Genomic DNA, 12,413 nt, shown 5'->3' with positions numbered 1-12,413 from the left:
AAGGAAACATCGGTCTTATTCCACACTTTGATGTTGAAACTTTATGCAAATATATAACGATTAAAAATTATACAATGGAAACATTAGACCCGAAAAGTCCTAACCACATCTTGGTTGGTGTAGGCGGTACAGGCGGTAAAGTACTGAAGGCCATTCGTAAACGCATTTATCAGGAATTTCCCAATGATGAAGAACGAGACAAACTGTCTATCGGTTTTGTATATGTCGATTCTACGCGTGAGATGATGACGCCGGGTGATCCTTCTTTCCGTGTGATGGGGAAGGATGCTTCGTTTACGGAAAGTGAGTTTGTGGATATTAAGTCGGTGGACTTGAAACAGATTTTGGATAATGTATCCAATTATCCCGGATTGAAGACTATTGTGAAGAATGGTGCTTCAATGAAGAATACGTTGGGGGAAGTGGGGCAAGCTGCCGGACAGAAACGTCGTGCGGGACGTATTCTTTTTGCTGCAAATTGCAACAAGTATCTTTCTGCTTTGAAGGGGCAGTACAATAAAGTGAAGTCTCTGACCAACAAAGATGAGGTTAATATTCATATTTTTACTGGTTTGGCCGGTGGTACGGGATCAGGTGCTATTATTGATGTTGTTGCTCAAACCCGTGCACAAGAGACTTATAAGCATGCTAACATTATGGTTTATGCCATGGTGCCTGAATTGGATATTCCTGCCGGATGTCAGGCCGGACGCTACCATCAGAATGGTTATGCTGCATTGAAAGAGTTGAGTGCGCTGAATATCGGACGTTTTGTTCCTTCGGACGTTATTCGTGGGGAAGAGAAGATAGAGTTGGACTTTACTCCTAATAAACAGTTCGGTTTGATGCTTTACTCTAATGTGAATGAAAATGGCGTGGTAGTCAATTCGTTTACAGAATTGCCACAGTTGTTGGCGGATACCGTTTATTTCCGTCTGTTTCTGGAAGAGAAGCATGGTACGACTGATGACCTTCTGCGTTCTTTCAGCTTGGAGAATATCAATGACTTTTGTGTGGAGTACAGCGAAAAGTCGAAAGGGACGGATAAGGAACGTGCCCGTACGAAAGCAATCAATACATTCGGTATCAAACGCATTATTTATCCCGAAAAACGAATACTGGAACATATCACTTATACCGTAGGTGAACGTGTTCTGTGGCAAATGCAATATAATAACTTCAAGGATGATTTCGGCTTTGTGCAGGAATCGGTTCGTAAGGATTATCGTGAGTTGTATATCAATGACAAGAACTTGCGCGACTGGTTGCTGGATGATAGTCATTTGATGTTGGAAGAAAAGATATTCGATACAGATAAGTATTGCAGCAAGATAGAAAATTTCTGGAGTGATATTACCAACAGCTATTCTTATGATGATGCCAAAGCGGTAGACCCGGAACCTTTGAGATTCCTTGAAAGTATCTGTGCGGATACGTATAAGAATGCTTTCCGTAATAAGCAGGGGGTAGAAGTTTACTATCAGGACAAGAGCAACGACCAGTTGTTGAAGGAACAGGCACAATATATTATTGAACGTATAGAGAAGAATCTATATACGAAATGGTATGAGGGCACCCTTTCCTTGGAGGATTTGCTGAATATCTGTGATACTGTATTGACTTACATAAAAGACCGCAAAGAGAAGATCGAAACTGATATTGCCGGAGTGGATGAAAAGATCAAGGTGAATGAGGACGATGCGGATGCTAACAATTACGACTATAATCACTTGTCGTTGTTGCAGCGTGCTACCGGACGTTCCCCCCGTCTCTACTCCGATCATCAGATGATAATGAAAGATCTCTATACGTTGCGTACCCAACGTGTTGCTTATGAATTTGAAGGTAAGTTGCTGGGTAAGTTACGTGCTGCGTTCGAAGAATTCAGTGCTGAAGTAAGTCAGTTCATCGGTGTGTTGCTGGTGTCAATGGATGCTGCAGAAAAACGTATTGCCGACCGTAATAAGAACACCAAAGGAATAGCCGATTTGTCGAGTGCTATTGTAGAAGTCAGTGAAGATGAGAAAATGCTCAAGCTCGAACAGGCATTGATTCTGGATAAGAACCAACAGGAAACCTGGTCGGGAAATATCCGTAAGGCTATTACAGGCAACCGTAATTATGCCCACTTCAGCGAACTGGCTGCCACTACTTCCGAAGATGCTATCTTTGATATATTTGATACGGAGTTGAGTCCGAAGATTCGTGAAAAACACGATCAGGATTATCAGAACGACAAGATTTTAGGGCTGAACGTGCTGCAACAGTTGCAAAAGGTACTGCTTACGGATACAGATATTCGTAACTTCGCTTCTACAGTCATCAATCAGAGCGGTACATTCCTGAAACTGGATGACGGACAACTTTCGAAAGCGTTGAATAACAACGAAAACCCGGTATCTCATCCCGAATCAATCAATCGCAAGACAATTTTGATTTCGATGCCGACTGATGAAGGAAACGATTCGCTCAAAGCATTCTCTAATAAACTGAAAGCCGCATTACAAGGTGCTTTCGGAAATGCTACGCCGGGAAGTACAATCAACTTCAATACTTCCAGTGATCGGATGAATGAAATAACGGTTATTTCCATCCGGTATTGTTTCCCGATGCGTGCTATCGCCTGGTTGCCTTCTTATGATCGTGCGTATAACGATATGGTGAATAATAAGAATGAATTGGCTGCTAAAGAAGCCCGTATCTTGCTTCACAGCGAAGGCGACGGTACGGAATTGCCGGATCTGATGGGAGAAAAGAAGGTATCGCCGAAAGACTTTATCCCTTATTTCTTCGTGGCTGCTGCAAACAATATTCTTGCTGTGCGTGAAAACGAACGGGAAGAAAAGGGTTGGTGTATTGTCACTGCCGATGAATGGGGAGCTGAAATGGTAACCCTTATCGCATCCCAGTTTACAGAACTCCTGACCAGCGAAGACCTGACGGAAGAAGTGTTGGATACTATCAAAGAAAAGGTAGATGAAGTATTGAAGAATCCGGATTTGAAGATGAGTGACCGTGCTGCTATGGTAGAAGGTGTGAAGGTAGTGATGCGCGATTATGTAAGTAAGGAGTGCTCCAGTCCTACATCACCCAAGTATCAGCAATACAGCGCTGAAGCAAAGAAAGCATTGGAAATAATTAATAAGAAATAAAAATTATGGCAAGACCTAGTGAACGCGACAGATACAAATATGGTATCTGCACCAACCGTGACAAGAATGGAGAAGGAACCCCTTGTCCTAAATGTGAAAGTAAAGAAGTACAGAAAGTAAGAGCCGGACAAGACTTCGTATGCGAAGAGTGTAAAGAACCGTTGCGTATGGTTCCGCCTCCTAAAGAAGGCCCTAACAAGAAGTTGATTGGCGGTATTGTCGCAGCTGTTGTAATCCTTGGTGGTGTGGGCATTGGAATCGCCCTTAGCGGTGGAGAGAAAGGAAGCGACCCGATTGGCGGAACAAACCCGGACTCTGTTGAAGTGGTTAATCAACCACAGGAAGAAGTTGAAATGGAAGCTGAAACAAGCGGTTCGGATACCAAAGAACAGGTAGAAGTCGTTGTTTCTGATAAGAGCAACGCAGGGGGGAGCAATAACAGCGGAACAGGCGGTATCGTAACGAAAGACCTCGGTTATGCAGTTTACAAAGGACGTATGAAGAACGGCCTGATGAATGATGAAAATGGAGTATTGACATTTAAGACAACTCATGTTATAGAACCGCGCGACGTGAAGAAGCGTGAAGCTAACGCAGGTGAAAAAGTGGTCGGTATCTTTGAAGACGGTCACCTTATTACCGGTACGTGGTATAAGAGTGATGGAAACAAAGAGGTAATCATTCCGTAATGAGGAATCCGTTTACTCAAATAGTCTACATAGTTCTTTTGCTGTTCCCGCTTTCGGTGTGGGGACAGCAAACAGGAAAATGGGGAAATGGAAAACTACGCCAGACGGTTGTTGCCATTTCCTCCGATGTTCCTTTTGCTACGGCAGCTTACGATTTTACAGAACGGTATCTGACCCAATTGCAAAAGATGTCCGTTGCCGAGCGAAAATCGCAGATGGAGCGTGATAACGTATGGATTACACAAGGGAGTATGGATCTTCTGAATCTCATTAACGAGCAGACATCGATGAACTTTTCCGAGAAGGAAAACCGTTACATCGTATCTCTTATCAATGAGTCTTTCCTTTTGATCGAACTCTCTTTCCCGGCTTCATGCCAATTGCTGACCGGGAAGAATCTGAAGGAGCTGGAAGCCGACTTTGTGAAAGGATTATCTTCTTATAGCTACACTCCATCCTCTTCGCAACCCGTGCGGAAGGAACTTAAAAAGTTGGCGGGAGACTATTATGTGAAAACGGGAGATACCTATTACATTGAAGAAATCAACGGGAATCTTTATTTCGAGGAAAAGGATCGCGCCCTTCGTCCGGTGTTCGGCATGGATCATCCTGCCGAGAGCGTGTTTAATCTATTTCTTAGTGAAGACACTTCTGGCAACGTCTCCATCCGCATGACCGTACGCCAATATGGACTGAAAAGAGAACAGATGGAAATTCCCGTCCGTTCATGGATATCCTATATGCGTAATCAGGGCTGCGCTCTCTATGTAGGCGTTGAAGCGTTGGAAACCAATGCGGTAAAGGCATATGTCTTTGCGGTGAATACTGTGTTGAAGTATAATCATGTGATGAATGTGGAAGTTTCCAACTCCCTCCTAAGCGAAGGGAAGGGGAAAGTAGAAGGCGATATAACCTTGTTTGTCCCCACCCACAATATCTCGTCACTTTTTGAAGAACTTAATTGGGTAAATACTACCCCAAAAAGGCAAATTAAAGTAAAATGAAGAAGATAATTACTTTGTTATTGTTTTGCGGAGCATATTGCAGCCTGATGGCACAGAGTGAAGCCGAAACAAAGGCGCAGATCAATAAGATCAAGCGTTCGCAGTCCTATCTTTCTGCCGAGGCTACCATGCCTACTGAAGAAGAGGCCATTCAGCAAGCCAAAGAACTGTTAGTCAGTGAAATCAATGATTGGGTAGCCAGTAAACGGAAAAGCGGTGAAGTGAAACAAGTTGTTTTGCAAGACATCAATACCTGTACCCAGCGGATGGATATGAAGCGTGGAGTGAGAACTCGCGCGTTTGTATACGTGAAGAAAAATGAGATTGTCCTCATCTATGGTGAAGGACAAATCATGTTGAGTGAAGAGGAAAAAGGAGCCGATTTACAACCCTTGTCTGAAATATCGGAACCGATCAAGATAGAGTCCGCCAAGAAGTCTGCAAAAGATGAGAAAATGGTTTCGACGGTGGAAAAGATCAATCCCGAACAGGAGAGTCTGAATCAGGTTCTTGGGGCAAAAACGATGACGGAGATGAAGCAGGTTTTTGCTTCGCTCAAAGAACAGGATCGAATCTCGTATGGTGTATATGCCCCTGAAACAGTGGCAGAACAATGTTATCTGTTGTTCTATACCCGTACGGGTGAAGTAAAAGGGGTGGTGAAGAAGAATGGCAAAGAGCTGAATGACGTCCGGACGAAAGAGGCTACGGATATTGCTGTCTTTAGCGGTTGCGGAGCTTATTGGTTCATTCTTAAATAACAAACATAAGTAGAAAGAGAAGAAGATGAAAAGTATAATTTTGAGTTGGGCATTGGTAGCAGTTTGTACACTGATGACTCTACCTGTGCAAGCCCAGGATGCTGTGAAACTGGAAATTGCTGACGGTTTATATGATGCCGGCTTAAAGGCAAAGATGGAAAAGTCTACCAGCGCATTGCTGACAGAAATCAATAAAGCATTTAAAGAAAACAGAGCATTGAATCTGGTATCTTTAGGACTGACCGATACGGCAGAACGCGGATTGAGCGCGCTATGGGAGAATACACATTTCTATTGTGATGATTCGGAAGTCGTGCAATCCTGTATCCGTAACGGAAACGGGTATCAGGTTCGCCAGATCCCTCTAATGATTAAGCCTGTGGGCGAGACACTGGATGATGAATATCAGGAAGCTGTGATTAACTATGACGCAAGCGGAAACATCACACGTTTCAATTTTACACTTAGCACTACTGTTTATCAGAATGTGATGAAGAAAGGTAAAACAGTGACCGAGATTGCCCGTCGTCAGGAAATACTTTCCTACGTAGAGCAGTTCCGTACAGCTTACAACGAACAGGATATTCAATTTCTGGATAATATCTTCAGCGAAGATGCATTGATTATCACAGGTTCGGTGACTGAAGTCAAGAAAACCGATGGCACAGGAATTACTTATAATAAAGTGACTTACAAGAAACAAGGCAAGCAGGAATATATCAACAACCTGAAAAAAAGTTTTCGTGCAAACAAGTGGATCAATGTCCGCTTCGACGATGTAAAGGTTGTAAAACACCCTAATCCGAAGATGGAAGGTTTCTATGGAGTAACCGTTCATCAACTTTATGCCAACAGCAGTGGCTATAAAGATGACGGTTATCTGTTTATGTTGTGGGATTTCCGCGATAAGGATCAGGTACAGATTCATGTGCGTACCTGGCAGCCTCGTTGGATGAATGATAATCACACGGAAGAAATAGCCCAGGAAGATATTTTCACTCCCGGTGATTTCGTAATTGATTTATAATTGTAAAAGTACGATGAAACGAATCTATCATATTCTATTATTACTAAGCTGTGCGTTAGTGATAGGGATGAAGGCGAATGCGCAAAGAGTTTTCTTTGTGGAACCCAAAGAAGCCCCCTTCATTACAGCCGGTCCCAATCAGGTGAAGATTATCATCCATTCTAATAGCGACAAGCTGGCAATGACTCATAATATGGGCGAGGAAAAAGGAGTAAGAACCACGAATGACGACGGGACTTACTGCTATACCATTAATTATAGTTTTCCCGAAGATTATGAGGATGATTTCATAAAATCCACTTTTCTGGTTCGGCTACCCGTCGGGCAGAAAGATTTTATGCTCGTTTTGCGGAAAGGGAAAGGCTATGTGGGGACGTTCAATGAGAACTTCATAACGATTGAAAAGAACAATGACGGACTCTTCCCGCAGTCGAAGGCTGCTAAAGTCACGTTTCTGTCTGCCATGAAAAAGCTGGATATAGAGTGTAACGGCAAGTTGTGTTTTTCCGACGGACAGGCTGTTCCGGTGGCCGATGTCAATTTCTCTTCTTCCGTGAAGCAGGAAGGCGGTGAATTGAACGCTTATATCATAGAATTCATGTTGGATGAAGAGAAAAAGACACCGACATTCATCAAACGCCCTGTATTCAAAATCAAGGTAGGAGCTTCCAATGCCATTGATGTAGACCTCGGAGGTGACTTGGAATTTAAAAAGTCATATAGCTATACCATTGTCAGCAACGTGAAGATTGTTGAAAAAGAAGCTTCGTTTGACGAACTCCTCGCCAAAGCTCAAACCAAAGAGGAAGAAGCCGATTTCTTTGCTGCCGCCAATGCTTATCAGGATGCCCGTAGCCATGAAAACTGCCCTGTGGATAAACGAGGTGAACTGGAAGCTCAACTGGGGAAGATGAACTCTGCCCGTAAGTTCCTTTTTTATGCGGAGAAATTCGAGAGACAGGGAGCAAGAGTGGAACGCAAAGAAGGGTTTACGGCCGATAGCGTATTCATCTACTATCGCGGAGCGATCCGTAGCTATAAGAAAGTGCTGGAATATGCCCCCGGTACAACTGAATTTGAACGTCGTGCAGAAGAACTGGATGAAAAACTGAAAGCCCACCCGATGAACAGCAAGGTGACAACAGTCACTGTGAAATACCAGGAAATAACCGGCAGACACCCGAATGGTGGCGGGATACCGATCTATGCTTCCAATACTCCCGATAACCCGAAACCCAATAGTGATGACAAACCTCTGGGCACTACCCGGGGCGATGGTTCATTCCGTGTCGTTTTCAAGGATACGCCTCCTCCTTACCTCTACTTCTATGGCGATAAGAAATCATACAAGATAGATAGCACGACAACTGAAATAGTTTTCTAATCAAATCTACTATAAATTAAACATTTAAACTTTGCAATCATGAGAAACAAACATCTGTTATTATTTTTCGTAGCTATGTTAGGATTAGCTTTTGTGTATCCGACGTCTTTGAGCGCCCAGAAAGACAAGAAGAAAAAAGAGAAAAAAGAACTCATCTGGGAACTGCCCGAACCATCGGGAGATCCAACCATTGATGGGTATCTGCTGTCTTGTGACACCTTGTATCATAAGATTTCAACTTATAGAGACAGCCTTTCTCACTACAAATATCAGGAGGCTTCTTTCTCCGTAGGAGGAAAAAACTATCTTTTCAAATGTATGATTGATTCCGTAAACAATCAGTTCTTGAGTTACGGTATGGGACGTTGGCAGGTAGCACAAGGTATTATGACAGGGGCTGAAATTATTCTCGATGCCACCAGTCTTAGCCTGAATACAGCTTCTGCCGCCCTTGCTCTTCCAAATCTGAAGTTGAAGGCAATCAAATATTTCAAACCAGTCAAGGACTTGGGGCCTCATGTGATCGGTATGGGGTTGAAAGAAATTCCCGCCATCAAGAAAGAGTGTCAGAACACTATGCGTAAGTATGGCAATGCAAAGAAAGCAGCTATCCTTCCTGAAAACATCGATCCGGCTGTCCGCAAACACCTGATGGCTGAACTGGGAATCGACGCAAATACTTTTGAAAAATGGTATGGCAAGTATATTTTCGTCAATGAAGATATACAGGAAGCTGCCGAAGGAACTGAAAACCAAGTTGTGGAAAAGACGGAAGAAGAAAAAGACGCAGGCAACAAACTGACCGATTACAAGAACTTCGGTGTAGCCGATTTGCCGGAAGGACAGGCTGAACCGTCGGCAGAAGAAGAAATGAACTTATTGAGTTAATCGAAACCGGACTTGTTCTTATACAACTTCTGACCTAAAGAACAGTTTTTGAAATACGAATGGCGCAGTAATGTGGACAAAATCTGAAATCCACCTTACCTGCGTCATTCTTTTTATTTGTTACCTTTATTGAAAACTGCTGTAATCGTGATTCATTTATCGTATGATTTGTTTATATTTGCCTTGATTAAACTTGAATATTATGGAACAACAAGCCAATTATATCCGTCGTATCGAGATACACGGACTATGGGAACGCTTTAATATAGGATGGGATTTGCGTCCCGATGTGAACATCCTCTCCGGCATCAACGGAGTGGGGAAGACTACCATTCTGAACCGTTCGGTGGGATACCTCGAAGAACTTTCCGGTGAAATGAAAAGTGACGAGAAGAACGGAGTGCGTCTCTTTTTCGACAATCCCCAGGCAACCTATATTCCTTATGACGTCATCCGGAGCTACGACCGTCCCCTGATTATGGGTGACTTCACAGCCCGCATGGCCGACAAGAATGTAAAGTCTGAACTGGACTGGCAGCTTTATCTCTTGCAACGCCGTTACCTCGATTATCAGGTCAACATTGGTAATAAGATGATTGAAATGCTTTCCAGCATTGATGAAGAAGAGCGTCGTAAAGCAGCTACATTATCTGTAGCCAAACGTCGTTTTCAGGATATGATTGACGAACTGTTCAGCTATACACGCAAAAAGATAGACCGGAAACGGAACGATATCGCTTTCTATCAGGATGGCGAACTATTATTCCCTTATAAACTGTCGTCCGGTGAAAAGCAAATGCTGGTTATCCTGCTGACCGTACTCGTGCAGGACAACAGCCATTGTGTATTGTTTATGGATGAGCCGGAAGCCTCCCTCCATATAGAATGGCAGCAGAAACTGATTGCTATGATACGTGAACTGAATCCGAATGTGCAGATTATCCTGACTACCCATTCGCCTGCCGTCATTATGGAAGGCTGGCTGGATGCCGTGACAGAAGTAAGCGATATATCTACCACCGTAGGGCACAAGCTCGACAAGGATTCTTCCAACTGTAATTTGTAATTCGTAACCTGTAATAGAACAAATGGCAACTTCACTACGAGATAATCTGACTTCTTCTTATTTCAATGCCGCCCATAAGCTTTATCCGAAGAAAGCCCGCCGACGTATCATCGCTTACGTAGAAAGTTATGACGACATCGCTTTCTGGCGCACATTGCTTGAAGAGTTTGAAGACGACGAACACTATTTCCAAGTGATGCTTCCTTCGGCCACCTCCCTGGCAAAAGGAAAAAAGATGGTACTCATGAACACGCTGAATACAGCCGAATTGGGGAGAAGTCTGATTGCCTGTGTGGACAGTGACTATGATTTCCTGTTGCAGGGAGCTACCAATACCTCCCGTAAAATCAACCGGAGCAGGTATATTTTTCAGACTTATACCTATGCTATTGAAAACTATCATTGTTTTGCCGAAAGCCTTCACGAAGTATGTGTGCAGGCTACGTTGAATGACCGTTCCATTTTAGATTTCAACTTCTACCTGAAGAAGTACTCCGAAATTGTGTATCCGCTTTTCCTCTGGAACGTATGGTTCTATCGCCAACGGGATACTTATACTTTCCCTATGTACGATTTCCATACTTATACTTCTTTGCGCGAGATTAATCTCCGGCATCCGGAAAAGAGCTTGGAATCCCTTCAACAACGGGTTAATCAGAAGTTGGCAGAGTTGAAAAGGAAATTTCCCCATAACATCAATCAGGTGAATGGATTGCGGACTGAATTTAAAGAGCTGGGCTTGGTGCCGGAAACTACTTACTTGTATATGCAGGGACACCATGTGATGGATAATGTGGTAATGAAACTACTGATTCCGGTCTGCACCGTGCTGCGTCGTGAACGGGAACAGGAAATCAAGCGGCTGGCCGAACACAATGAACAGTTCAGAAACGAACTGACTTGTTATCAGAACAGCCAGGTGAACGTAGAAATCATGCTCAAGAAGAATGTAGCCTACAAAAGACTCTTCCATTATGATTGGCTACGGCAGGATATCAGTGAATATTTGGAAGAAGGAAAGAATAAAGAAGAAAAGAAACAGAGATCATAAATAAAAGAAAAACTAAAAAAGAGAGAGACGATTGCTTATGAAAGAAGTAAAAGAAGTGGTTGATACAGTGAGTGTGGCATTAGCAAACGGGCAACCGGAAGAAGCAGGTAATGTAGTGATGCAAGAAGTGAATCATGCTTTGCTCTCGATGGGAGTGGATGAAGCTATGGCTGATAAGATTGATAACTTTATCATCTTATTGTTTATTATTGGAATAGCATTACTTGCCAATCTGATTTGCCGCAAGATTATTCTGCGTACCGTGGCTAAATTGGTGAAACAGACAAAAGCTACTTGGGATGATATTGTATTTAATGATAAAGTAATGGTGAACATCAGCAGGATGGTGGCGCCTATATTGATTTATATATCTATTCCTATTGCTTTTCCCGAACATGCAGACTCTGCTTTGCTTGATTTTCTTCGAAGACTTTGCATGATTTATATCCTTGCAGTCTTTCTTCGTTTCGTCAGTGCTTTGTTCACGGCTGTGTATCTGGTATATAGCGCGCGTGAGCAATATAAAGACAAACCTTTGAAAGGGCTTTTGCAGACAGCGCAAGTCATTCTCTTCTTTATAGGAGCTATCATCATTATCAGTATTTTGATAAAGCAAAGTCCGGTGGTGTTGCTGACCGGATTGGGAGCTTCTGCTGCGGTTCTGATGTTGGTTTTCAAAGATAGTATCATGGGATTTGTCTCCGGCATCCAGCTTTCCGCCAATAATATGCTGAAGGTGGGTGATTGGATCACGATGCCGAAATATGGTGCGGACGGTACGGTGATAGAAGTAACATTGAATACCGTAAAAGTACGTAACTTCGACAATACTATCACCACCATTCCTCCTTACCTGTTGATTAGTGATTCTTTCCAAAACTGGCAGGGAATGCAGGAATCCGGCGGACGTCGTGTGAAACGCTCTATCAATATAGATATGACTAGTGTGCATTTCTGTACGCCGGAGATGTTGGCAAAATACCGGAAGATACAACTGTTGAAAGACTATGTGGATGAAACGGAAAAGGTAGTGGAAGAATATAATAAGGAACATCATATCGACAACTCTGTGTTAGTGAATGGACGCCGGCAAACAAATTTGGGAGTTTTCCGTGCCTATCTGACTAACTATCTGAAGAATCTGCCTACCGTCAATCAAGACCTGACCTGCATGGTACGTCAGCTTCAGCCTACTGAAACCGGTATCCCATTGGAACTTTATTTCTTTTCTGCCAATAAAGTATGGGTTGCCTACGAAGGCATACAGGCAGATGTTTTCGATCATGTGCTTGCCATTATTCCCGAATTCGACTTGCGTGTCTTCCAAAACCCGTCGGGGGCAGACCTGCATCGGATAGGGGTAAAGATAGAAAACTAATCAAACGATAAAA

Annotated in this window: 10 protein-coding genes; all 10 read left to right on the top strand. The window is 43.2% G+C overall.

Annotated features, from left to right (window positions below):
* The first annotated feature begins 74 nt into the window (after positions 1 to 74).
* The 10 genes from AB5217_RS13160 to AB5217_RS13115 all read left to right on the top strand — a co-directional run bounded on the left by AB5217_RS13160 (position 75) and on the right by AB5217_RS13115 (position 12,400).
* A complete protein-coding gene (locus AB5217_RS13160; protein ID WP_032843045.1) occupies positions 75 to 3,152 on the top strand; it encodes a tubulin-like doman-containing protein in 3,078 nt (1,025 codons plus the stop codon).
* Positions 3,153 to 3,157: 5 nt separating this feature from the next.
* On the top strand, positions 3,158 to 3,841 hold the full coding sequence (locus AB5217_RS13155) for a hypothetical protein (RefSeq protein WP_004305367.1): 684 nt from the start codon (positions 3,158 to 3,160) through the stop codon (positions 3,839 to 3,841).
* The gene (locus AB5217_RS13150) at positions 3,841 to 4,845 is read left to right on the top strand and encodes a hypothetical protein (RefSeq protein WP_032843046.1); all 1,005 of its coding nucleotides are present in this window, start codon (positions 3,841 to 3,843) and stop codon (positions 4,843 to 4,845) included. The genes AB5217_RS13155 and AB5217_RS13150 overlap by 1 nt, the downstream gene beginning before the upstream one ends.
* Positions 4,842 to 5,606 carry a hypothetical protein gene (locus AB5217_RS13145; protein ID WP_032843047.1) on the top strand — a complete coding sequence of 255 codons (765 nt, stop codon included), beginning with the start codon at positions 4,842 to 4,844 and terminating at the stop codon, positions 5,604 to 5,606. Before AB5217_RS13150 ends, AB5217_RS13145 begins: the two co-directional genes overlap by 4 nt.
* A 25-nt stretch (positions 5,607 to 5,631) precedes the next feature.
* A complete protein-coding gene (locus tag AB5217_RS13140) occupies positions 5,632 to 6,633 on the top strand; it encodes a hypothetical protein (RefSeq protein ID WP_032843048.1) in 1,002 nt (333 codons plus the stop codon).
* A gap of 13 nt (positions 6,634 to 6,646) precedes the next feature.
* Positions 6,647 to 8,017 carry a hypothetical protein gene (locus AB5217_RS13135; protein ID WP_229115803.1) on the top strand — a complete coding sequence of 457 codons (1,371 nt, stop codon included), beginning with the start codon at positions 6,647 to 6,649 and terminating at the stop codon, positions 8,015 to 8,017.
* A 39-nt stretch (positions 8,018 to 8,056) separates the two neighbouring features.
* Positions 8,057 to 8,905: a hypothetical protein gene (locus tag AB5217_RS13130; RefSeq protein ID WP_032843049.1), complete on the top strand. Its 849-nt coding sequence runs from the start codon at positions 8,057 to 8,059 to the stop codon at positions 8,903 to 8,905.
* A 202-nt stretch (positions 8,906 to 9,107) separates the two neighbouring features.
* On the top strand, positions 9,108 to 9,971 hold the full coding sequence (locus AB5217_RS13125; RefSeq protein ID WP_032843051.1) for an AAA family ATPase: 864 nt from the start codon (positions 9,108 to 9,110) through the stop codon (positions 9,969 to 9,971).
* 22 nt (positions 9,972 to 9,993) lie between these two features.
* The gene (locus AB5217_RS13120; protein ID WP_004312100.1) at positions 9,994 to 11,022 is read left to right on the top strand and encodes a DUF4435 domain-containing protein; all 1,029 of its coding nucleotides are present in this window, start codon (positions 9,994 to 9,996) and stop codon (positions 11,020 to 11,022) included.
* A gap of 37 nt (positions 11,023 to 11,059) precedes the next feature.
* Positions 11,060 to 12,400 carry a mechanosensitive ion channel family protein gene (locus AB5217_RS13115; RefSeq protein WP_139147498.1) on the top strand — a complete coding sequence of 447 codons (1,341 nt, stop codon included), beginning with the start codon at positions 11,060 to 11,062 and terminating at the stop codon, positions 12,398 to 12,400.
* Positions 12,401 to 12,413 lie beyond the last annotated feature (13 nt).

The sequence above is a fragment of the Bacteroides sp. MSSM.1001136sp1_RTP21357st2_D2_RTP21359_211015 genome (assembly GCF_040913205.1).
GTDB classification, from domain to species: domain Bacteria; phylum Bacteroidota; class Bacteroidia; order Bacteroidales; family Bacteroidaceae; genus Bacteroides; species Bacteroides ovatus.
The sequence above is the reverse complement of the archived record's forward strand: the minus strand, read 5'-3'. Positions and strand labels throughout refer to the sequence as shown.